This is a genomic window from Halobacillus halophilus (assembly GCF_020171985.1).
Taxonomy (GTDB): domain Bacteria; phylum Bacillota; class Bacilli; order Bacillales; family Halobacillaceae; genus Halobacillus; species Halobacillus halophilus_A.
In genome coordinates this window covers 47,742-71,169 of the sequence record NZ_JAIVAL010000003.1, presented here as the reverse complement: position 1 = coordinate 71,169, position 23,428 = coordinate 47,742, and the positions used below count along the sequence as shown (strand labels likewise).

The window sequence follows — 23,428 nt, the reverse complement described above, 5'->3', positions numbered from 1 at the left end:
AAAAGGAGGTCCAATCAATCGATGACGAGCAAAAACGAATATATAGAAGTAACGAAGGTTGAGGAAATTGGTGAAGGCATGAGGGTATGTCTGGATTTTATCGACGTTCTTAATCCCGAGGACGGGCTTTATATAGGCAATACAGGACACGGGTACGTGAAGGTGCTTTCCGAGAACCGCGAGTCGGACGGTTATCCACCGCGTCCTTTTCGAATTAACTGCGGCGCATTCCATCAATACTTATATCAAGAGGGAAAAACCTCTTATTTACATGAACTGAACCCTGGAGAAAGTCTGGTCTTATCTGGAAAAGAGGACCGGGAACTACCTCTTGGACGCGTGAAGGTCGAAAAGCGCCCGTTTCTAAGGGTTGAATGTCAGACGGAAGAGGGGATGATTTCGGCTACGCTGCAAAAGTCTTCGAGTGTATATGTGATGGAAGAGGAGAAAGGGGAACTTCCTTTACTCAGTCTGGAAGCTGGGCACCGCCTTCTCGGGATTAAGGATAAGCCTGGCCGGCATTTAGGGGAGCAAGTGGATGAAGTTATATGGGAGAAATAAAAGGGCAATGCTTCCGCAAATAAGGGTGGAAGCATTGTTTTTTATTCACCGGAATTTACAGCTTTACCGATTTCTAGTTTGGCTGTTACATAAGAAGAAACGAACGATAGCAACAAAGGTGAATAAGAAACCATATCCTAGTGCGGTGGTCATCTTCTGACTCTCCTTTCATTATTTTTGTATAATGTAATACTTTTCCTTTTAAATAAAGAAGTAAACCATATTTTTCTATATAAGATTAAAATCTGACTAAAGTAATAATGTCTCCATTGCCTCGTAAGACAAATGGAGGAAATGTAACGAACATCGTTTAGAATTACCATTAAAAGTAAAATGAACAAATGTAATCAAAATTAACTAGAGAGGGTGGATGAATGATGACAGCAGTAAAAGAGTATATGAATACGAATCTTATGACCTGCGAAGCCTCCGATAACTTGTCAGAAGTGGCAAAATGTATGAGAGAAGAAGATGTTGGGTTTGTACCTATTGTCGAAAATGGGAAATATGCAGGCGTCGTTACTGACCGCGATATCGTAGTAAAAGGCCTTGCTAAAGGGTCGCCTGATAATGTAAAAGTTTCTGATATTATGACCGAAAAAATCATTACAGGTTCTTCAGACATGGAAATAGCTGAAGCTGCTCGTTTAATGCAAAATCATCAGATTCGCCGCTTGCTGGTTGTGGATCAAGATACCATTAGTGGTGTAGTAAGTGTAGGAGATATAGGAAAACAGGGATCCGATGAAATAGCTGAAACATCATGAGTGAAACGTCTAAAGGTTGAAGCAACAATTAAAAGAAGAAACATTAGTAAGGAAAAAAATTTAAACTCAATTTACTATATTAAGAAAATATTACAAGTAAATATTTGGGTTTAAGTTCCATGTGATTGGTGGTAAGGATTTATATCTTATTCAAAGGAGGCGAAACTAAATGGCTAAGAACCATAATCAAAATCAAAACCAAACGATGAGTCGAGAAAAAGCTGGTCGTAAGGGCGGAGAGAAGACAAGCCGTAAATATGATCAAGAGCATTTTGAGAATATTGGTCAAAAAGGCGGCGAAAAAACAAGCCAGGAGTACAGCCAAAAGCACTTTGAAGATATCGGTCAAAAAGGCGGAGAGACCACCAGCGAAGAGTATAATCAGGAACACTTTGAAGAAATAGGTAAGAAAGGCGGAGAAACAACCGCTGAAGAACATGATCAGGAATTTTATGAAGAAATCGGACAAAAAGGCGGCCGCAGCTCAGGTAATGGTTCTAGGAATAACTAAGAGCTGCAGCCACTGATCAAATAAAGCTGGGAACTTTATTTAATTTTGAATTATTATTATAACGGAGGGATATTATCATGGCAAACAAACAGTATAAAACAGGTGAAAAAGCACCAGAATCCGGTAACTATAAAGTAGACAAACTTGTAAATGGAAACAATAAATCCAGTGACAATACTGAAATTAGCTTGAATGAAGGCGATCAGTTCCCGCCTTCTCCATCTGAAAATGAAGCAGCTTATTGGGTGAAGTCATCCTAATAGATTTATGTAAATCCCCTGCCTCTAGAGGTGGGGGGATTTTTTGTATTTCGTTATCTATATACATCTTATTTGATTTCAAAAGAGAGTCCTCCATTATCTAACAGATTAATAGAGGACTCTCTTTCTTATATCTTTCCATTTCACTATCTCACTTTGTTCATATATTGAGAAGAAGTCAGGGTACGCTTTCGTTTAGGCTTCCAGGTAACAATAAAAATCCCGCACATAATTAGAAAGAAGCCTATAAAGAATTGCGCCGACAAAGATTCATCCAATAATAGCCAGCCTAATAAAGCGCCGGTAAGAGGCTGAAAAAAATAAAATAAAGATCCGACGCCGGCTTCCATCAGTTCCATTCCTTTGTTCCAGAAATAAAAACCTCCAGCCGTTGATACGATTCCCAAATAGATTATACCGAAAATAACGTTCAAATTAGGAATAGAGAAAGAGTTATATTGAAGCTCTCCTATCATAAAAGGTATGGTCATCATCAATCCTATAAGGATGCCATTCGCTGTGATCTCCAAAGATGTAAATTTAGAAGACGCTTTCTTTACATAAATAGATAGTAAAGCCCAACAGACCGCTGCCATGAAAAGAATAAAGCTGCCTAGGAGGTAACTATTCATTTGAGTGTTCCATTCAATTACAGTAAACACTCCAACTGAGGCGAGGACAAGAGAGGCTGCCTTCCGATAAGTAATTTCTTCTTTTAAAATAATTCTGGCAAAAACTACAATGAATACGGGGGTGGTAGCTGTGATTAACGCCCCGGTATGAGCATTAGATAGTTCCACACCTATGAATTGGAATGATATCGTGACTAAATAGCCAATGAAACCAATCCAAATCAGCAACATCCAATCCCTTTTTGTTTTGGAAGCAGAAGTTTTTTTCCTTACTTTCATAATAGAAAAAAGTAAGAGAGAGCCAATCGAATACCGGATACACATCAATGTAAATGGAGGGATGAATTCCAACACATATTTGCTGGCTACAAACATCCCGCCCCATATACTAGCGGCTAAAGCCAGACAGATTGATCCCAGAACTTGCTGTTTCATTTTACCCTCCTGTACATTCAATATATTGATATAATAATAAACATTATCCGGTAATTATAGATCATAAACGTTAAACTTTTATACTGGCCCTTTATGCTGAATTCATCTTAATAGATTAGGTGTTTTAAGCTATATGATTAAAGTAAATGTAGAAGGTGCAGACAGGGGAATACTTTTAAACTACGGGATTATGACCTTAGATAATTTTCGTCTAATTCTGTAGCTTATTAAAGTGTTTTGTAGATAGAAGTGAAATGAAAATGTCATATGATATAATAGAAGAAACGAAAAATAAGGGATGGAGTAAGATGACTATTAAAACTAAACGGGATATTGAAGAGTTGTTGTCGTCTTTTTGTGATTTCGCGCAGTATGATGAGAAGGGTGCCAAGCACTATCTAGTGTTTTCGGACAAGGAACGGAGCGGAGACTGGACACTGATGGTTTATCGTGATGGTCTGATTACGGCGCACGGCCGGGGTATCGATTATTGCGACGAAGGCGAGCTTGTGCTGAAGCGGGAAGAAGCAGGGAAGTTTGTCTGGAGAAATCGTAAAGCGATCAATGCTGTAATTCGAGAGAAACGTAAGGTGACAACTTCATAAGCTTGATGCACAAAAAGAAGGCAGAGGTTCTATAAACCTCTGCCTTTCTTCATTTTTCATTCCATTTCTATTCGGTAATTCCTACCTGATTCAACCCATCTTCGGTGGCCTGAGCTTCTGCACTGTTTTCGCCGTACAGATCAACAGCAGATTGAATCAAGGATTCTCTCGCATGACTGAAGTCAGAGTCTGGAGTCAAATAAACCGTCAGTGCACGGTAATAGATTTGCCCTAGTTTATCCTTGCCAATCTGTTCTCCTGTGAGATAGGCTGCGTGGTTGATAATGGAAGAGTTAATATGAACACCGCCATTATCCAAATCTTTTGGAAGATCATAGTACTCGTCCATGTGGGATGGATACTTCCCGTTTCCATCGCCATATTCCGTATATTTGGAACCCACCGCATACTTACTAGGGTTGCTCAGACTGCGAAGGGAGGTGCGGCCTGATTCTCTAGCATCTTCTGCCATAATGTCTTCCCCGATTTCCCAGTCCTCTTCATCTACAAGAGCTCCGAAGATATCCGAGAAGGCTTCATTAAGTGCTCCGGATTGGAAGCGATATTTCAAGCCAGCGGAGTAAGTGGTAACCCCGTGGGTCATTTCGTGCGCAGCTACGTCCAGACCGGCGGATAGAGGTACAAAGAATTCGCCATCGCCGTCTCCGTAGGTCATCTGCTCCCCGTTCCAGAAGGCATTGTTATAATCCTCTCCAAAATGAACCGAAGATTTGATAGCCATACCTTCTCCATCAATAGAGTTACGATCATGTTCTTCCAGGTAATAGTCGTAAACTTCTTCAGAATTATAGTGTGCATCCACAGCAGGACGATCATAAGAATCTTTAAATGATGCATTTGGTGAGCTGAATAGAACTCCAGGGAATTGGAGATCACTCTCTCCCCATTGATTTTTCATATCATAGGTGTAAATCCCTTCAAGATCCTCATGGGAATTATCAAACAGGTAAAAGTTTGTTCCCGGTCGAACGGATTTATCGTTTTTATGTGTGATGTGAAGCTGAAGCTGATCCCCTAACACGCCAATTCCAGATCCTTTGGAGGATTTATAATCCTGTGCGTGCATAATTTTGTTGTATTGATCGATCACTTCACCGGAATTCGCATCGACATAAACAGACCAGTTCCCTGGACTGTCACCGAGGAAATTCACATTTACTTTGTAAGCTAAATGATTTTCACCTTGAAACGAGTAATAAACGAGCTCTGAATCGGGTGATTCTACCAGCTGGTCCGGAGCCTCAACGGCTTTTTTAGCGAGTTTTATACTTTCTGAGGCTGATAGGGAAGCTTTGGAAGGAAGCCCTTCTTTTTCGATCGCTTCGTTGAATTGTCCACTAACCGATTGAACGCGATTATCACTGCTGTAATGCACGGTAACCTCGTTCCCTTCGACAGGAATATTGTTTTTCTTCTGCTGAAGTTTGACGTGAGTCATACCGAGCTCATCTTTTGTGACTTTAGTGGATTCCAGACTCTCTTCAGGTTTATCCATTTTGAACTTCGCTTTATTTTTATTTAAAAATTCTTTCGCATTTTTTCCATCTGCTGATTTTTGTTTTTCTGACTGCATCTGTTTGACGAAGAAAGGCTTTCCTTTACCTTCACTATGTACTTTCTTCTGGACAACCTCTGTATTGGCATTTGGACTTACAGCGAGTGTTTGCGCTGGTGAAACGGTCCCCATCAATAAAGCAGAGGATAGCACAGCTACTGGTATCACGTGTTTTTTCTTCATAAAATACCTCCTAGGCGTAATATAACCAATTATAGGAAATGGAGGTAATAATATACAGAGTATTTTTAACTATCTTTATTTTCTGAAAATAATAGATTGTGGTATAAAAAGACTATTATAGTGGAAAGTACGTTGACAATTATAGTACGAATTTGTAGAAAATTAATGGTAAGTAATCATGCTATTAAACCATATGAATTCTATTATATTTAGCATTTTCGAGGTGCAAATTAATTCTATTAAAAAAAGTAAGCTGACTGATCAGTCAGCTTACTTTTAATTTATACTAGTAAAAACCAGAGGATAGAAGTAACTACAATTGCAGTGCCGCCCTGAATAAGCGTACCCATCGTCTGAGCTTTATAAGCCTGTGTTATCGACATTCCACTAAATTCTTTAACAACCCAGAAATAACTATCGTTGACGTGAGATACGACCATCGCCCCCGCTCCCACGGACATGACTACAAGAGCAAGCGGTACAGCCCCTTCAATACCCAGTTGAGTGAGTAATGGAGCAATTAAAGTAGAGGTGATTACGATAGCTGCTGTAGAGGAGCCCTGCGCACTCTTTAAGGCTGCTGCAATTACAAAAGGTATAAAGATAAATAGAGCACCGACAGCCAAATCGTTACCTGCTATACCCTTAATTAAATCCGCTATACTTGTCGAGCTGATAACGGATCCGAACGCTCCACCTGCGCCTGTTATTAATAGAATAGGAGCGGCTTCTTTAATGCCCACGCCAATCCATTCCGTTAAAGTTTCTTCATCAAATTTCGGCAGCAGGGCAAAAGCGAACAGCACTCCGACAAGCAAGGCTACAACAGGGGATCCTAAGAATAAGAAGAAGGAGAAAATACTTCCTGTCCAGCCTGCGAAGGTAATTACGGAACTGAATCCGATCAGTAGAATCGGTACAAGGATAGGCGCGAAGGATTTTATAGCAGAAGGCATGTCACCAAAACTGCTCACTACTTCATCGTAATTGTACATAGATTCGTCTTCATCCGATTCGATGTGGATTTTTGTTCCTGCTTTAACTGCCCAAAGGTAACCAGCAAGAATGGCAGGGATGGCAACAATAATTCCGAACAGGATGACGGTACCTAAATAGTTTTCCGCTCCGATGTTCCCGGCTGCAGCAATCGGTCCGGGAGTCGGCGGGACCAGGGTATGTGTAGCGAATAGACCAGTGGATAAGGCAATTGCCATAGAGGCAACGGTTACCTTGGTTTTATTTGCAAGCGCTTTCTTTAATGAAGATAATATAACGTATCCAGAATCACAGAAGACGGGGATACTTACGATACTGCCAATGGCACTCATAGCCAGCTGAGGACGCTTTTCGCCCACGATACGAAGTACAACTTCAGCCATTCGAAGCGCGGCACCGGATTTTTCCAATATCACTCCGATGATTGTACCGAATACAATGACTAACCCTATACCGCCCATCAAACCGCCAAAGCCGCCATTCACAGCTTCAACTACATCGGGGAGCGGCATCCCTGACGAAATCCCAATGGCGAAAGCCGCAATTAATAGCGAGAGGAAAGGGTGAAGGTTGAACTTGGCCGTAGCCGCAATTACAAATAAGACACCTGCAATAATAATTAGAATTAATCCGATTCCATCCATACGAACTGTACACTCCTTTTATTTTTTGAATTCCGAGACAAGACGTGCGAGTTGTATTGTTGCTTTGTACAAGTACTCTTCCGCATGGTCCATACATTCTGTTAGATCTCTAGGGCCTGGAACGACTGAAAAGCATCCTGTAAAAACTTGATTTAACTCCTCGTAATCTCCATCTAAACTCCCTGATAGGAGAAGGGCAGGTTTATTATACTGCTTGGCCACTTCTGCCACATAACCTGGAGCTTTTCCGTACATCGTCTGTTTATCACTTTGTCCTTCACCGGTTACAACGAGGTCAGCTCCTTGGATCTCTTCCGGCAGATGAATAGCTTCTGAGATGAGTCTGGCTCCCGATTCCAGTGAGGCTCCAATGGATAAAAAAGCAAAGCCCAGTCCGCCTGCAGCTCCGGCTCCAGGAGAATTCATAACCGCTCTACCACTTGCTTTTTCTACAAGCGTTCCGTATTTAGCCAAAGCCTGGTCATAATCTGTGACCTGTTTTTCAGAGGCACCTTTCTGAGGTCCGTAGATATGGCTCGCGCCTTTAGGACCTGTAAGAGGATTATCAACATCAGAGGCAACCCTGATGGTTGTGTTTTTTAACCGGGCATCGATTGATGAAAAATCAATGCTTTTAATATGGAAAAGATCTTTTCCAAATCCTCCAGTTTCCTTGCCCTGGTTGTTAAACGTCTTCATTCCGAGAGCTTGGAGCATCCCGAGTCCTCCATCATTAGTGGAACTTCCTCCAATGGCGATCATTAGCTCCCGGTGTCCGCGGTTCAATGCATGGAGGATTGCTTCCCCGATCCCATAAGTAGTGGTGTAATCAGGATTTCTCTTTTCCTCGGGGACAAGGGGCAATCCCGCAATAGCAGCTCCTTCAATGACAGCTCGCTGATCCTCAAATTCGATGTAGGAGCTTTCCACCTTTTCACCAAGAGGACCTGTGCATGTCAGGCTCACTTTTTGAGGATCCGAGGCTTTGGACAAAGCGTCGAGCGTTCCTTCTCCGCCATCAGCCATAGGTTTCAGAATGGTTTCTGTTTCAGGATTAACGGCGAGAAAAGCTTGTTTCATTATTTCCGATACTTGTACGGAAGTCAGACTTCCTTTAAAAGAATCAGGGGCGAAGACTACTTTCATACTAGCTACCTCCTATTCATAAGCCTGTTTCTATTGAAACGAAATTCAGGGCAGAAAACAATTGATGATTTACACAAACATTCAGAAAAATGAAAGCGTATTCTTATGCAAATGCACAAATCAATTATGTAAGAGTATCGTTTGTAATATAATTGCATCTTTAAAGTGCCTGGGATCCAGCCCTACTTTTCTTGTTAATTGATCCAGACGGTAGATCAGGGTATTGCGGTGAATATGAAGAACTTCAGCTGTCCGGTTCATTTTCATATCCTGATTGAAAAAATGTGTAAGGGTGGTGTGGTAAATCTGTTCCAAATGCTGCAGGCGGTTTTGATAAACTTTCGTCACCTCAAGAAAAGTACGTGGATCTACATTATGCAGAAGTCTCTCCATTTGCAGATCACGACTGTATATAGGTTCACCCTTTCTATCACTTAGTTCCATGGCTTCACAGGCTTGTTTATAAGACTGTCTTATTCCATCTATTGAAAAACCAGGCTCGCCCACTCCGATGCTTAAGTGGATATTATCCGGATAAAGGATGGAGGCTTCAGGAAAAAGGATAGTTACAATCACCATGTTATCCTGATAGGGAAGAATAAATAGATATTCTTTATGATGAAACATAGCCTTCAGGGATTCGGCTAATTCAAAAGGTTCCTCCGCTTGAAAGACCACTACCTGCCATGTTCGATTCACATCTATTCTTAACGTATAGGAGGCTTCTCTTATCAGTTCATCACGATCCATCTCTTCGTTCAGCAGCTGCTGGAGCCAATGGTTCCATTGCCTTTCCTGATAAAAAGCCTGTCTTTGTATGTAAATTTGTTCTAAGGCAATTTCAACAGAACCTTGTGTCATTCCAGCTGCCTGTGTCACCTGATCGGGAGGTCCCGTTAAACCAACTACACCTGCGAGCTTGTCACGGTGAAAAATAGGAAGATTCGCACCCGGTTTTACGTTAGCATAATGAGTCACTTCCTCGTCCGTAATAAACTGTGGTTCAGTAGTTTCGATAACCGCTATCGCCCCGCCATGACTTTGACCGACACGGGCAGGATCAGTACTGGCGACTATTTTTCCCTGGGGGTTCATTAAATTAATGGGTACATTGATATATTTAGATAATCGGTTTATGATTTCACGGCCTAATTGATCAGTAAGTTCCATTGTTTCCTCCTGAGACATTAATTTTACTAGTTTAATGATAACAGATGAGAGGGTTATGAAGCGCAGCAGGTTTTCTCTTTTGCCTGAGATAACCCCGCTACTCACCAGTTTATCTTTCTCTATTGACAGAATATTAAAACATCGATAGGATAGAAATTAGAAAGCAGTCCCATAGAAAGGAAGCCCCTTTCATTGTCCGGCTGCAACGGTAGTACAATAAGCAGATAACGTAACTGTTAAAACTGTCTAATCTCTACAACGCCAGAGATTAACTCGCAGTTTAAAGCCAGTTTTCTTCCTTAATCGGAAGAGGACTGGCTTTTTTTGATTTTTATGGGCCCATAAAGATGTACCACTACAACTATTATGGAGGGAAATAAACATGTGTGCAGTAGAAATGAAGAAAGAGAGTCTTCCGTCAATAACAGGACAAGGATATTCTATAAATCCGCATCCAAAGCATAATCGGTTATATCATATAGAATTTGAAGCACAGGTGATTGACCAGTTTTTGAAAGAGGTTCAAGAGATTAGTGATGAGCAGTTGGAGTATATTCCTTACCAGCGGTTTATCACAGCAAATATACTACTGAACTTAGTGGATGAGGACTTTGGAGACACAATCCGAACGATTCTTCATGACCGAAATTCCGGAGGATTTACAGTGGGACTTCAAGGGCGCACGGAGGAGGCTCAGGATTATGTGAAATTCTCCACGGCCTTATCGCACCTCGCGGGCATTCCAAACTTTGATGCCATGTCAAAAAAATACTACGCACGCTTCTCTGTGAAGCATACGGATGACAGTGATTCATATCTTCGTCAGGCATACCGTCGCTTTACGCTTCATACGGATGGAACCTATGTGGATGAGCCGACGGACTGGCTGCTCATGATGAAGATGGAAGAAGAAAATGCAGTTGGTGGAAGCTCCCGATTGCTCCACCTTGATGAATGGGAAGAGTTTGATTATTTTTACAATCAACCACTTGCTTCCTATCCTTTTACCTACAAAGCTCCGGCCAGTAAAAACGTATCAGAAGATGTACAGCGGAAACCATTCTATGAATGGAATAATCGCCCATGCATTTGTTTTATAGATCAGTTTGTGTTCCCGGAAACGATTGCTCAGGCTCAGTATCTGAAAGAACTGTCTCAGTCTATGGAAAACTCAAAAGGAGTCATTGAACTGGAACTTCCAGTAGGGGATTTAGTCATGCTGAATAATCGCTTCTGGCTTCACGGCAGGGCAGGGTTTGAAAAAAATCCTGATTTGCATAGAGAATTACTTCGTCAGCGAGGACATTTTGTACAGTAGTAGGAGGCGGAAGAATGTATGATTATGTGATTATCGGCGGGGGGATTGTGGGTCTGTCCACAGCCTTCGCCATCATTCAGAAGAACCCCGGCGCATCCATTATGGTTGTTGAAAAGGAACAGGAACTTTCTGCCCATCAGACTGGAAGAAATAGTGGCGTCATCCACTCAGGTGTCTATTACAAGCCTGGCAGCTTAAAAGCGCGGATGGCCATGCAAGGCAGGAACTCAATGGTAGAATTCTGTGAGACTCATGACGTTCCTCATGAAGTGTGCGGAAAAGTGCTGGTTGCAACCGAACAAGAGGAAATTCCTCGTTTAGAAGCCCTGTACGATCGCGTTCAGGAAAATGGATTAAATGTAACGAGGATTGGGCGTAAGGAATTGCAGGAAATTGAACCGTACGCCAATGGGATTGAAGGACTCCGCGTTCCTTCAACAGGCATTGTGAATTATAAGAAGGTCAGTGTAAAAATCGCAGAATTGCTCAGGCAGGCCGGTGTCGAGTTTTCATTTGGATCCGCCGTCGAGACAATTGACGAGGGGACCAGCGAGGTTACGATAGAAACGAGCGAGCGCACACTGAAATCGCGCTATCTCATAAACTGCGCAGGTCTTCACAGCGACCGGCTTGTCCGGATGGCTGGAATTCATACGGATCTGCAGATTGTCCCGTTCAGAGGAGAATATTTTAAATTAACCGAGGAGAAGAGCCATTTGGTAAAAGGTCTGATTTATCCGATTCCGAATCCTGCTTTCCCTTTTCTCGGCGTTCATTTGACGAAGATGATGGACGGTGGCATCCATGCAGGACCAAACGCTGTACTAAGCTTTAAGCGTGAAGGGTATCGTAAGACCGATTTTCACTGGAAAGATGCGTTGGATGTTTTATCATTCCCTGGGTTTTGGAAAATGGCAAGACTCAATATGAAAGAAGGCATGAAGGAAATGGTGCGCTCTTTTCATAAAGAGAGTTTTGTGAAGAGCCTTCAACGCCTGGTACCGGATATTCAAGAAGAAGATGTAATTCCAACAGATGCTGGCGTCCGGGCTCAGGCCATGTTGAAGGATGGACGTCTCGTCGATGATTTTCATATCATTACGGGTAAGCGTTCTGTTCATGTGTGTAATGCCCCCTCACCTGCGGCAACCGCTTCTTTTGAAATTGGGAAAGAGATTGCTGAGCGGATTCCAGAGTTGGAACAAGTTAAAGTGAGTTAAAAAGAAGAGACCAGTGCCTGCCACTGGTCTCTTTTAAATAGGAAATATATTGAATTCAGCAGTTTCTTTTGTGGTAAAGATCCATAATGGACATCGGCGTCTTCTCATAATCATCGAACTCAGGAGAGGCGTAATGTTCCTCAGGCATGGAGTGATCTTTACTAACAGAGCTTGTTAATTTCTCCGGGAGTGAGTTGGAATTCGTCAATACCCAGGGCCCAGCAGGAACCTCGGCCCCGCTTGGATTCATTACACCTTTTAGGTATGCTGTTTTTCTTAGTTCTAAGGTTTCTTTCAAGTTAACAGCATACGCAAGCAGACTCTCCAGTGTTTCACGGTCATATTCATCCATCACGAATGCACTCTCTTTTCTCATTCTCACAATAACCGTATCTTCTTCGGTCGGTCTTTCAACTACACCGAGTAAAAGGTTGTATGGCCCAAAAACGGAGTTGTAATACCTTGTCGTGCTGTAGGGATCAGAGACAATTTCTTCATAGACATTCTGTTCAAAATTCTCCAACTGAGAGTAAGAGACGATATCAATTTCCATCTTAATGTCATTCTTGGTCGCTTTAATCAATTTGTTAAATTCAGCCACCAAATACTCAACAATATCTGGAAGGGCCGTTCTCTTTTCCCTGACTAACTTGATGAGCGTATCTTCATGGTTTTTTAAGACAGAAGAAGTGAAACGGAAGTTACTGGCGATTGCTCGTTCTTTTTCTTCCCATTCCCCAAATTCTACACCTAACTTAAATACGGTTAAACTCTTCAAAGCGGATAAGGATAAGACTCGGGCAAAGAAAACGGTAAACATAATTAAAATAGCAACTACAAAAAGGGCCAGGAGGGAAGGTCGGATGAGGTAATCGATAAAGGTTTTTGGGCTTTCTGCGTAGGCACTGGCTGAGATTTCATAATAGAAGAATGCTCCATAAGCTATTGAACCGATAATGCCGAGGGTAACCAGTATGAAATAAATTTCTTTCTGGTTGTTCATAATCAGGCTTGCGGCTCTTGAGATCTTGCGCCAAATGGGTCCTTTATACATCTTTATCCCCTTTCTCTTTACTATATCTTACTATTAGATTACTACATTTTTCCTCTTTATGGATTATTTTTTGTTCTGGTAAATATCCTTTTTTTATTACAGAAAAGCTCCAATTACTTGAAGACTTGATTTCGAGATACTTAGGTTGAGAGGAAAGTCCTTCAGGGGATGATTTCGCTTTCCGGCCCTGCAGGATGCAGGGTCGTTCGACGTTGCCACATGACGTGGCGATCTTAGTCGAACCTCCCATATGGTAAGCTTCCTCAGGCTCCGCCTTCCGGGATGCATTTTGGTTTTAAAGAAGGAAAGAAAAAAGCCACCTGTGGTGGCTTTTACTGGTGAAGCTGATATTGTTTATATGAATCTTTCAAAGCAGCTTCGAGAGCATTCCCGGCTTTGCCGAGATAGCCTTCTTTAAGACGCGCGACCGGTTCGTCTGTACCTTCTTTTAAACTGTAGCCTTTTAATAAGGATTTGATAAATTCTCTTCCATGATCTGTGGCGAGCGTACAGGAAGCGTCCACTATGACACCATATTTTTTATCAACTTCCAAAGTAAGCGTTAAAGATTCGGATATGTGGTTTGCGGCCATTCCGGTAGGCAGTTTAGAATGACCAGCTACAAATAATGTGTTCATATTAATTCCTCCAGTGTTCCTATTGATATTTTTCTTGTAAGCGATAAACTTCTTCCATTAGATGTTCCCCGGCGATAGGCTCTGTTTCCCGATATACAGGCTGAACAGCCTCTTTCCACAAGGCACGTTGTTCTTTTGTTAAATAATGTACCTCCAGAGAGTCGTCCCGTTTAATCTGACGAAGGTGTGTATCGTTAATTTCTATGGAATGCCTTTTAATCCAATCAGTCGTTTCTTCTAAGGCCTGTGAAATTATAACCTGATGTTCGTTAGAGAGTTCACTCCAAAACTCGTCATTCATAAGGACTACATAACCCAGGTAGCCGTGATTACTGATCGTTAAGTAGTCTTGTTCTTTGTATAGATTCTTAGAGTAGATGTTTGATAAAGTATTTTCCTGACCATTAATAAAATCGACTTCCAGATTACTGTACGTTTTATTGAACGGCATCTGACTGGTACTTGCTCCAAGGGCATGGAACTGAGACTCGATAACAGGACTAGGCATGATTCTAACGTGAGTTTGGTTGAAATCAGAAGGCAAGATCATCGGTTCTTCGCTGCTGGTTACTTGTTTATAGCCGTTGTACCAAAAGGTCATTCCCTTTACCTTAGGCCCCAATTGATTCATGAGCGTCTGACCGATCGTCCCCTCGTACGCTTCTTCCACTGCTTGATAGGTGGGAAAGGCAAATGGGAGATCCAGGACCTGCCATTTAGGGAATCGCTCGGTAAGCTTGGATGTAGCCGGTGCGATCATTTGAATATGGCCGTTTAGTAAGGCGTCATACTCATTTTGGTCGTTATAAAGGGTTCCATTCGGATAAATCTCCACTTTAATATCCCCGTCTGTCCGCTCACGGACGAGGGAGGCGAAGCGCCGGACGGCTCTGCCTTTTGGGGTGTTTTCGGCAACGACATGACTGAATTTAATGACGACTTTATCTTCAATTCCTTCCTGTTCATCATCGTACTGCAAGGAAGCCTGGGATCCATTTAAATCGAATCCGAATACAAAAGCTGTCACGATTCCTGTGAAAATAAATAAACAAATGGCTGCGACCGTTTTCAAAGCGAATACTCCTTGTAATCGTTTCCAATAGTGTAACATAGGCCTGCTTTAAAGTGATACACTATTAATAATAGACGAGGGAGGAAGATCGGTCATGTCACTTAAACGGATGCCCATCCGCTGGAAGATTACTATTCTATCATTTGGAATTGTAGCCTTTACCGTTTTAATAGGCGGTATTATCATTATAGGAAATACGATTGAATCCAAAGAAGAATCACTTGGAGAGCACGCCCTCGTCACTGGAAGGACTATTGCAAATCTACCAGCTCTTAAAGAAGGGTTAACCGAATCAGAGGGTTGGAAGAAAATTAATCCTGTAGTGGAGCGGATTCGTACAATTAACAGTTCGGACTATATCGTAGTTCTGAATATGAATCGTATTCGATATTCTCACCCAGTGGAAGAGAAACTCGGCACTTTATCTTCGGGCAAGGATGAAGGGCCTGCCTTTGGGGAGCATAGTTATACTTCTAAGGCCGAAGGGGTAATGGGAGTAGCTGTACGCGGATTTGTCCCCGTGATGAACGAAGATCACGAGCAGATCGGTGTCGTGATTGTCGGAAATCTCCTCCCCTCACTGAAGGAAATTCTGCTTGGAATGAAAAGCGAAATTCTGCTTGTGCTTTTATTAACTGGACTTTTCGGAATTACTGGTTCCTGGCTGCTCGCCAGGCATTTAAAAGAACAGACATTTCAATTGGAGCCTCACGAAGTAGTTCAGCTGCTTGTAGAGCGAACGGCCACTTTTCAGGCTATGAATGAAGGAATTGTAGCCATTGATAATGAAGGAAAAATTACAATTATGAACGATAAAGCTAAAACGATTCTTGATATTAAAGGAGATCAAAGAAAGCAAAGGATCGAACAGGTTATGCCGGACATCAGACTTGGGGACGTACTCTCTTCAGGACAGGGTGTTTATAATGAAGAGCTTCGGCTGGGGAGCACTTTAGTAATGAGCACACGTGTGCCGATAAGAGTAGAAGAGCAGACAATCGGTGCGGTGGTTATTTTCCAGGACCGGACAGATGTTACCAGACTCGCTGAGGAACTAACAGGTGTAAAAGCTTTTGTGGATGCGTTACGTGTTCAAAATCATGAGCACCTCAACAAGCTTCATACTATTGCGGGTCTCATTCAACTGGATCAGAAAGATAAAGCACTGGATTTTGTATTTGAAACTTCAGAAAAACAGGAGCGCCTGTCTAACTTTTTAGTGAAGAATTTGAAGGATTACAGTTTATCCGGTCTATTGCTCAGTAAAGTAAGCCGTGGTAAAGAACTTGGAATCGAAGTGATGATTGATAGCCAAAGTGAAATGCACCGGTACCCGCCTTTACTTGACCAGCATGATTTTGTTCTGATATTAGGCAATCTTATCGAAAACGCTTTTCACGCCTTTGAGGAAATCGAACGTGAAGAAAAGTGGATTGATGTTTCTATCTTGCAAAATGAACACAGCTGTTCCATCAGTGTGGAGGACAACGGCAAGGGCATTTCCAGTGAAAAGCAAGCCGCTATCTTTGAAAAAGGGTTTACAACAAAAGGACAGAAGGGCTCAGGGATCGGGCTTTATTTAGTAAACAATATCGTGGATAAAGGACTGGGAGAGATCGAAGTGTTTTCTCAGAGGGGAGAAGGCACAAGTGTATTTATTACGTTTCCCATGACACTTGAGGAGGATTCTTATGAGCAGGCAACAGGTTATTGAAGTGTTGTTAATTGAAGACGACCCCATGGTCCAGGAGGTAAATCGGCAATTCATTGAACGAGTGTCACCGTTTCAAGTTGTGGATGTTGCTTCGGATGGGAAAGAAGGAGTGAGATTAGCTAAAGAGCTTTCTCCTCATCTGATCATTCTGGATATTTTTATGCCGGAGCAGGATGGTGTGGAAGCCCTTAAAGAAATACGAAAGCATGCGTTTGATGTTGATGTTATTGTAATTACCGCAGCCAATGATAAAGATACCATCCGCTCCATGTTCAGGCACGGCGCCGTTGATTATTTGATTAAACCCTTTAAATTTGAACGTCTGCAGCAAGCGCTCACAAACTACCGGGATTTCCGTTCGGAAATGAGTGGTACGGGAGGTTTGCAACAGCAGCAGATCGATGAGCTGGTGGGCAGTAAGATTGATCAGGATGTTAAAGAATTACCTAAAGGACTAAACCAGCAGACCCTGGAGCAAATCATTACGTTTCTCAGCCGAAACTCTGATGCTTTATCCGCTGAACAGGTAGCAGACGGTGTAGGAATGGCAAGAGTGACAGCACGCAGGTATCTAGAATATCTTCAAAGGATAGGTGATGTGGAGATTGATATTCAGTATGGAGGGGTAGGACGCCCGGTTAATCGTTATCAAATGAAGGTATGAGACTTTTTGCAGATCAGGCAAAAAGTCTTTTTTTAATTCTGGCTTCTGGATTGCCAAGTTGAATTTCCAGTAAAGCTCCCGTTACTTGAAGACTCAGTTTGGAGACTTTTGTGAGAATTTGGTCCTGCGGGGGACGATTTCGCTTTTCGGCCCTGCACGATGCAGGGTCGTTCGACGTTGCCACAGGACGTGGCGATTTTAGTCGAACTTCCTATATGTGCTGAGCCTCCTCAAGCTAAAGCTTTCCGGGGTCTCACCGATCATGTTCATCCCACAGGAGTCTGCATCATCCCCCTCCGGACCTGGCCGAATCAGAGACTCGAAATCACTCAAAAAGTACCAGTTTTCAGGGAAATAACATGAAGCAGTGAAAGGCGTTTTAAAGTCGATAATTTTGATTAATTGCCCGATACATAAACATTTCGGGCAGGTAATAGAAGCCAAGCACTTCTTTTCTGAAGGGCCCGTTTCTCCTAACTAAGTGGGGCTGGTGGGGAAATGGCGAGACTCCCGTGGGAGAAGGAATCAGGTGAGATCCCACAGCGAGTGAAACGAGTGAGGAAGCTCACCGTTCCCCCACAGGAAAGCGAGTTATTTCCCCACCAGCCTCTACTTCCATTTAACGTAACGGACCCAATTATCTCGAAACTGAGTCTTCAACTAATCGGCCCTTTAGTTTAATAAGTCTTCTATGAAAATCACCGATGATTTTTAACTGCTCCTTTCTTTTTGTTCATTACGTGACCAAAAAGACCAAAATGTCCAATATGTTCATAATATTCTAAAAATAATATGAAAGCGTTACCATTAGTTTTAGAATTTGAAATTCAGAAACGGGGGATGAACGATGTTGAAAAAACTAGTATTTTTTATAGCACTTGCTTCAGTGATGGTATTAGCTGCCTGTGGAGGAGACGGAGGCTCAGAAGGAGCATCTGGATCAGGCGGATCGGATTCGAAATCTATTGTACTTGGAACAGGAGGAACATCAGGAACTTACTATCCGATTGGCGGAGCTTTAAAGCCAGTTTTTGAAGAAAGTGACAGTATTGATAACGTAACCGTCGAATCGACTGGAGCTTCTGTAGCGAATATCCAGAACATCCAGGATCAATTAAATCAGATGGCTATCATTATGAGTGATGTGGGATATGATGCAATCGAAGGCAATGGACAATTTGATGGAAATTCAGTGGATGTTCAAGCCATGGCCGGCATGTACCAGAATGTGGTGCAGGTAGTTGCGCTGAAAGACAGCGGTATCCAATCCATAGAAGATTTGAAAGGGAAAAAAGTAGGCGTTGGAAAAGTAGGTTCAGGAGTAGAGCAGAGCGCGAAGAAAGTACTGGAAGCGGTGGATCTGACTTATGATGACTTATCCAAGGTAACTCATACAGGCTATGCAGACAGCGTACAAGAAATGAAAAATGGAAATCTCGATGCGGCTTTCTTTACTTCAGGTGTACCGAACAGCAACATCACAGATCTACAGCAGCAAACAGATATTAACTTCGTAGAAATTAAAGGAGAAACAGCTAAGAAACTGATGGATAAATATCCTTTCTACAAAGCCAATAAAATTGAAGCCGGAAATGAAGCCAAATATAACTTAGAGAATCCTGTTGAAACGGTAGGAATTCAGAATATGATTATTGTTTCCCCGGACTTAAGTGAAGACGTAGTTTATGATCTGACGAAGCGTTACTATGAATACTTAGGCACGGAAGGCGTTTCGGTCGGGGCATTGAAACAGCTGGGCCGTGATGAAATTGCTAAGGATTTAGTGGCCCCTCTTCACCCGGGAGCCAAGAAATTCTATGAAGAACAGGGAATCTTAGAGTAAGGGAAATAGGGCATCACTGCGGTGCCCTTTTTTATACGATGAAATGGATAGGAATCATAATCGTCGCCGTCATTCTTTGCCTGGGCATTCTTCTCGCGGTTGTCAAAATTCCGCTCCTTTTGATTGTAGAGGAAGGTGAAACTGAAAGTGCGTTCCGGTACAAGGAAGGTGCAGAATTCTCCATCCGGTGGACACATTCGGTGGAAAAAGAAGACTGGGAAGAAATGTTTGTGCTTGAAGACGGGGTGATTGAACTAACAGCCACCCGTTTTAAGACCTTTGGAGCGGGAGTGCCGAATGATGCGGGTGAAGATACATTCATAAAGGATGGATGGGTCTATATGACAGGCATTACTCAGACGATCGGGAAAGAACTTGCCTTAAGGACAGGAAGAGAGACAAACCACCAGGTGATGTATGAGCAGAAACAACTGGACCTTAAGAAGAATCATTCCTATCGAATCAAGGTCGTCCGTTCCTCTATTTGGAATGGAATAGAAACTTATATTTCAGTAAAGCTGAGGTGAGGGAAAAGTGAAGAAAAAAGCAAAACAGGCAGAAGACTATGACCGCGAAAGTACCACCCGGGAAAACTTGGCCAAACCAGTAGCCCTGACTATATCCGTCCTTGCGATTGCTTTATCCTTGTTTCATTTATATACCTCTTACGCAGGATCGCTGGTAGACATTAAACAACGGAGTATCCACTTATACACATTAATGACGCTTGGATTTTTACTCTATCCATTTATAAGGAAAAAAGGTGGAAAAGGAATCCCTTTTTACGATTACATAACGGCCGCTCTTTCGCTGTTTGTAGCGGTATATATGTTTATGACAGCCGAGCGGATTATCCAGTCCGGAGGCCAAATTAACGACATGGATTTTTATGTCGGCATTCTGGTTATTGTACTGCTGTTTGATATAACGCGAAGAGTAACGGGATGGGGACTTTCCCTATTAGGCCTTGGATTTCTGATCTACGGATTTTACGTAAAGCTCTCTGTTTATCCAGTCCTCAACATGAACACGATTACCGGAGTAGGGAAACAGATTATTTCACAGCTAGTGTTTATCACAGAAGGAGTACTCGGTACAGCCATCGGAGTATCCGCAAGCTATATCATTCTTTTCATTTTATTTGGAGCTTTCCTGGGCAGGTCCGGTATGGGGAAATTATTTAATGATCTTGCCCTCGCCGTCGCAGGCCATACGAAAGGCGGTCCGGCCAAGGTTGCTGTAATTGCCAGCGGATTCTTGGGATCCATCAATGGATCGGCAATTGCGAACGTCGTCACCACAGGAACCTTTACGATCCCTCTGATGAAAAAAATCGGCTACAATAAAAACTTTGCCGGCGCTGTTGAATCAGCTGCAAGTGTCGGAGGTCAGATTCTTCCGCCGATTATGGGAGCCGCAGCCTTTATTATGGCTGAGAACTTGAATGTAGCTTATACAAAAATAATTCTAGCAGGAATTATACCTGCCCTTCTATTTTACATCGGAATTCTTCTGCAGGTTCACTTTCGTGCGGCCAAACGTGGTTTGAAAGGATTACCGAAAAGTGAACTGCCTTCGTTAAAAGGCGTGATCGTCGAACGCGGACACTTAATCATTCCGATGCTTACGCTGCTTTATTTACTTTTCTCGGGTAAAACCCCTTTCTATGCGGCTTTCTGGTCAATCATTGCGACCGTGGTCATTGCAGGGTCTAAAAGAATGCTTCCTATTATAACGGCTATCTCTCTCTTCCTTATTTTTCAGCCGCAGTTGTCTGCGATCCTTACCGGCAGCTCGCTTCCGAACGTTAGGAGTGACTGGTGGGAGCTGCTCATTATTCTAGTTGTCCCGCTTCTCATTAATGTGTGGAGAAAACGTCTGAAAATTGAGGGTGAAGAAGTAGGGGTTAAAGATTGTCTGCAAGCTCTGGAAGACGGAGCACGGACGACTGTTCCAGTGGCTATTGCCTGCGGAGCCGTAGGCATTGTAGTAGGGATTGCTTCCTTAACCGGTGTGGCACTGGAAATTGCCAACAGTATTGTCAATATCGGCAGCGCCGTGAACAGTCCACTGATTCAATTGCTGATTACGCTCGTTCTGACAATGGTTACATCCATTATTCTAGGTATGGGACTGCCTAGTATTCCGACTTATATTATTACGAGTACAATGGCAGCACCGATTCTGCTTCAGCTTCCTCTGTACCGTGAAATTGCAGGATCGACAGAGACGGCAACCTTCGTAGCCCATATGTTTGTTTTTTACTTTGGCATTTTTGCGAACATCACACCGCCCGTCGCTCTCGCCGCCTTTGCCGGAGCGGGTGTAGCCGGAGGGAACCCGAACAAGACTGGTTTCCAGGCTATGAAACTTGCGATTGCTGGATTCATCGTGCCATTCATGTTTGTGTTTTCCCATGAGATGCTTATGGTCGATGCCACGATTATGAATATCTTAATCATTACCGTAACCTCGCTGATCGGTGTGTTCTTGCTATCGATTATGGCCGAGGGGTATTTGAAGAAAAGTGTGCCTGGATGGATGCGTGCCCTGTCTGGAGCAGGGGCGATGCTCCTGATTTATCCCGGATTTATTACGGATGTAATTGGTTTGGCCGTCTTTGCCCTGGTACTTGCGGTGAATTTTAGAAAAACTAATGAAATTCAACAGGAACGATCCGCTCTTTAATGAAAGGAGGAAAGGAATGCGCTTTTTAACAATAGAACAAGAGGGAATAGAAACAGCAGCGGTGCTTGATGAAGAAAGAAATGTGATCACTGTTCAGGCAATAAATGAGAAGATGGATAAGGCGTGGCCGACTGATCTATTTGAACTTCTCCAGTCCGAGAGCTTTGAACGATTTAAAAACTGGTGGGACAAGCTTCCAAAACAGGAAAAGGAGTCGCTGGAGATAGCAGAGAACTATAACGTAGGTCCGCTTTATCGCCGGCCCAGAAAAATTTGGGGGATTGGATTGAATTATGTGGACCATGCTTCAGATCTTGAGGAACAGGCGCCACAGAAAGAACCTGCCAGTTTTATGAAGCCGGACACGACCATTATCGGCCACGAAGGAATTATTTGTATTCCCACCCAATCGGAGCGAACGACCGGAGAAGCGGAGTTAGGTATCATCATTGGACAAACCTGCAAAGATGTTCCAGAGGAAGAAGCAGATCAGGTAGTCGCAGGATATACCACCATAATTGATATGACGGCTGAAGATATTTTAAAACAAAATCCCAGGTATTTGACCCGAGCGAAGAGCTTCGATACTTTTTTCAGCTTCGGTCCTGAGCTTATTACTCCTGAGGAAGTAAACGACGTAAGGAAGCTGAACGTGACTACGACCATTAACGGTCGTCCGCATCGTAAGAACGAAGTTAATAATATGACGTTTGACCCTGATTATCTCGTATCCTTTCATTCCAAAGTGATGACCCTGCTGCCTGGAGATATTATCTCAACTGGGACACCGGGTGCTGTAGTGATAAGAGATGGGGACGTAATCGAATGTCAGATTGATGGATTTACAACTCTGCGAAACTCAGTGAAAGACTTAAAAGATAACGAGAAAGGATGAAGTAGATGGATCTTCACTTAAAAGATAAATCCGTTGTTGTACTGGCTTCAAGTAAGGGATTAGGAAAAGCAATCAGCACCGAATTTGCGAAAGAAGGGGCAAAGGTTCTTATATCCAGTCGCAGTGAGGAAGAACTGGAAAAAGCAAAAGCTGAAATCAAAGAAGTTAGCGGCAATCCGAATGTAGAATATCAAGTTTGTGACGTGACTAACCAATCACATATCAAACAGCTTGTTCAAAAAGCCGTTGAGCTGCACGGAACCGTAGATGTGCTCATTAACAATGCAGGCGGCCCCCCGGCTGGAACGTTTGATCAATTCACAGATGAAGATTGGCAGCAGGCCTTTGAACTGAATCTCCTCAGTTTTACCAGGACGATTCGCGAAGTGCTGCCGTCCATGCGTGATCAGAAAAGTGGAAGAATACTGAACATCGCTTCTTCCTCGATTAAGCAGACGCTGGATAACTTGATTCTATCGAACACTTTCCGAGCTGGAATCGTTGGGCTTTCTAAAAGTCTATCTCAGGAGCTCGCTCCTGATAATATTTTAATTAATACAGTCGGTCCTGGCCGGATTGCGACAGACCGTGTTGCTTCGCTAGATCAAAAACGGGCGGATCAGGCAGGGATGTCTGCGGAAGAAGTCAGAGAGAAAGCTGAGCAGAACATTCCGATCGGACGTTACGGAGAGCCGGAAGAATTTGCGAAAGCGGTGGTCTTTCTGGCATCGGGTGCGAATACGTATCTAACTGGTCAATCGCTTGTAATTGATGGCGGACTGGTCAAAGCTCTATAAATAAAGAGGAGAAAAGACTGTCTCAGTGGAGACGGTCTT

At 42.9% G+C, this 23,428-nt stretch carries 23 protein-coding genes; 15 read left to right on the top strand and 8 right to left on the bottom strand.

The annotated features are described in order from the left end of the window. Positions 1-21 precede the first annotated feature (21 nt). The 5 genes from LCM11_RS07150 to LCM11_RS07130 all read left to right on the top strand — a co-directional run bounded on the left by LCM11_RS07150 (position 22) and on the right by LCM11_RS07130 (position 2,099). Positions 22-561 (top strand): 3-dehydroquinate synthase II, encoded by a 540-nt coding sequence (locus LCM11_RS07150; protein WP_263622404.1) that lies wholly within the window; start codon positions 22-24, stop codon positions 559-561. Further along, the gene (locus tag LCM11_RS07145) at positions 539-721 is read left to right on the top strand and encodes a hypothetical protein (RefSeq protein ID WP_224893561.1); all 183 of its coding nucleotides are present in this window, start codon (positions 539-541) and stop codon (positions 719-721) included. Before LCM11_RS07150 ends, LCM11_RS07145 begins: the two co-directional genes overlap by 23 nt. Positions 722-938: 217 nt before the next feature. Next, the gene (locus LCM11_RS07140) at positions 939-1,328 is read left to right on the top strand and encodes a CBS domain-containing protein (RefSeq protein WP_224893560.1); all 390 of its coding nucleotides are present in this window, start codon (positions 939-941) and stop codon (positions 1,326-1,328) included. A gap of 169 nt (positions 1,329-1,497) precedes the next feature. Further along, positions 1,498-1,839: a KGG domain-containing protein gene (locus tag LCM11_RS07135; RefSeq protein WP_224893559.1), complete on the top strand. Its 342-nt coding sequence runs from the start codon at positions 1,498-1,500 to the stop codon at positions 1,837-1,839. A 77-nt stretch (positions 1,840-1,916) separates the two neighbouring features. After that, positions 1,917-2,099 carry a YjzC family protein gene (locus tag LCM11_RS07130; protein WP_224893558.1) on the top strand — a complete coding sequence of 61 codons (183 nt, stop codon included), beginning with the start codon at positions 1,917-1,919 and terminating at the stop codon, positions 2,097-2,099. 146 nt (positions 2,100-2,245) lie between these two features. Here the strand turns inward: LCM11_RS07130 and LCM11_RS07125 are convergent, their stop codons facing one another. Next, entirely contained in the window at positions 2,246-3,166 is a 921-nt protein-coding gene (locus LCM11_RS07125) for a DMT family transporter (protein ID WP_224893557.1), read from the bottom strand. 308 nt (positions 3,167-3,474) lie between these two features. Between LCM11_RS07125 and LCM11_RS07120 the strand changes: the two genes are divergently transcribed. Further along, positions 3,475-3,771, top strand: a complete 297-nt coding sequence (locus LCM11_RS07120) for a hypothetical protein (protein WP_224893556.1) — start codon at positions 3,475-3,477, stop codon at positions 3,769-3,771. Positions 3,772-3,838: 67 nt separating this feature from the next. Here LCM11_RS07120 and LCM11_RS07115 read toward each other — a convergent pair whose 3' ends face one another. The 4 genes from LCM11_RS07115 to LCM11_RS07100 form a co-directional block, all read right to left on the bottom strand. After that, the gene (locus tag LCM11_RS07115; RefSeq protein WP_224893555.1) at positions 3,839-5,530 is read right to left on the bottom strand and encodes a M4 family metallopeptidase; all 1,692 of its coding nucleotides are present in this window, start codon (positions 5,528-5,530) and stop codon (positions 3,839-3,841) included. A 281-nt stretch (positions 5,531-5,811) separates the two neighbouring features. After that, positions 5,812-7,170, bottom strand: a complete 1,359-nt coding sequence (locus tag LCM11_RS07110; RefSeq protein ID WP_224893554.1) for a GntP family permease — start codon at positions 7,168-7,170, stop codon at positions 5,812-5,814. Between the two features lie 18 nt (positions 7,171-7,188). Then, positions 7,189-8,316 carry a glycerate kinase gene (locus LCM11_RS07105; protein WP_224893553.1) on the bottom strand — a complete coding sequence of 376 codons (1,128 nt, stop codon included), beginning with the start codon at positions 8,314-8,316 and terminating at the stop codon, positions 7,189-7,191. A gap of 120 nt (positions 8,317-8,436) precedes the next feature. Next, positions 8,437-9,486, bottom strand: a complete 1,050-nt coding sequence (locus LCM11_RS07100) for a CdaR family transcriptional regulator (protein WP_224893552.1) — start codon at positions 9,484-9,486, stop codon at positions 8,437-8,439. A gap of 382 nt (positions 9,487-9,868) precedes the next feature. Between LCM11_RS07100 and glaH the strand changes: the two genes are divergently transcribed. Both glaH and lhgO read left to right on the top strand, forming a co-directional pair. Next, a complete protein-coding gene (gene glaH, locus LCM11_RS07095) occupies positions 9,869-10,804 on the top strand; it encodes a glutarate dioxygenase GlaH (RefSeq protein ID WP_224893551.1) in 936 nt (311 codons plus the stop codon). Between the two features lie 14 nt (positions 10,805-10,818). Then, entirely contained in the window at positions 10,819-12,024 is a 1,206-nt protein-coding gene (lhgO, locus tag LCM11_RS07090) for an L-2-hydroxyglutarate oxidase (RefSeq protein WP_224893550.1), read from the top strand. Between the two features lie 55 nt (positions 12,025-12,079). Here lhgO and LCM11_RS07085 read toward each other — a convergent pair whose 3' ends face one another. The 3 genes from LCM11_RS07085 to LCM11_RS07075 all read right to left on the bottom strand — a co-directional run bounded on the left by LCM11_RS07085 (position 12,080) and on the right by LCM11_RS07075 (position 14,788). Continuing rightward, positions 12,080-13,078: a hypothetical protein gene (locus tag LCM11_RS07085; protein WP_224893549.1), complete on the bottom strand. Its 999-nt coding sequence runs from the start codon at positions 13,076-13,078 to the stop codon at positions 12,080-12,082. 332 nt (positions 13,079-13,410) lie between these two features. Then, on the bottom strand, positions 13,411-13,716 hold the full coding sequence (locus LCM11_RS07080; protein ID WP_014644424.1) for a DUF3870 domain-containing protein: 306 nt from the start codon (positions 13,714-13,716) through the stop codon (positions 13,411-13,413). A 19-nt stretch (positions 13,717-13,735) separates the two neighbouring features. Then, positions 13,736-14,788, bottom strand: a complete 1,053-nt coding sequence (locus tag LCM11_RS07075; RefSeq protein ID WP_224893548.1) for a DctP family TRAP transporter solute-binding subunit — start codon at positions 14,786-14,788, stop codon at positions 13,736-13,738. A gap of 94 nt (positions 14,789-14,882) precedes the next feature. Here LCM11_RS07075 and LCM11_RS07070 point away from each other — a divergent pair, with 94 nt between their 5' ends. From LCM11_RS07070 to LCM11_RS07040, 7 genes are all read left to right on the top strand, one after another. Beyond that, positions 14,883-16,502 carry a sensor histidine kinase gene (locus tag LCM11_RS07070; RefSeq protein ID WP_224893547.1) on the top strand — a complete coding sequence of 540 codons (1,620 nt, stop codon included), beginning with the start codon at positions 14,883-14,885 and terminating at the stop codon, positions 16,500-16,502. Further along, positions 16,480-17,166 (top strand): response regulator, encoded by a 687-nt coding sequence (locus tag LCM11_RS07065; protein WP_224893546.1) that lies wholly within the window; start codon positions 16,480-16,482, stop codon positions 17,164-17,166. Before LCM11_RS07070 ends, LCM11_RS07065 begins: the two co-directional genes overlap by 23 nt. Positions 17,167-18,013: 847 nt before the next feature. Beyond that, on the top strand, positions 18,014-19,009 hold the full coding sequence (locus LCM11_RS07060) for a TAXI family TRAP transporter solute-binding subunit (RefSeq protein ID WP_224893545.1): 996 nt from the start codon (positions 18,014-18,016) through the stop codon (positions 19,007-19,009). Between the two features lie 38 nt (positions 19,010-19,047). Further along, a complete protein-coding gene (locus LCM11_RS07055; RefSeq protein ID WP_224893544.1) occupies positions 19,048-19,536 on the top strand; it encodes a DUF1850 domain-containing protein in 489 nt (162 codons plus the stop codon). A gap of 7 nt (positions 19,537-19,543) precedes the next feature. Next, positions 19,544-21,697, top strand: coding sequence for a TRAP transporter permease (locus LCM11_RS07050; RefSeq protein WP_224893543.1), 2,154 nt, complete (start codon positions 19,544-19,546; stop codon positions 21,695-21,697). Positions 21,698-21,713: 16 nt separating this feature from the next. Continuing rightward, on the top strand, positions 21,714-22,592 hold the full coding sequence (locus tag LCM11_RS07045; RefSeq protein WP_224893542.1) for a fumarylacetoacetate hydrolase family protein: 879 nt from the start codon (positions 21,714-21,716) through the stop codon (positions 22,590-22,592). A gap of 5 nt (positions 22,593-22,597) precedes the next feature. Next, positions 22,598-23,389 carry an SDR family oxidoreductase gene (locus LCM11_RS07040; RefSeq protein ID WP_224893541.1) on the top strand — a complete coding sequence of 264 codons (792 nt, stop codon included), beginning with the start codon at positions 22,598-22,600 and terminating at the stop codon, positions 23,387-23,389. Positions 23,390-23,428 lie beyond the last annotated feature (39 nt).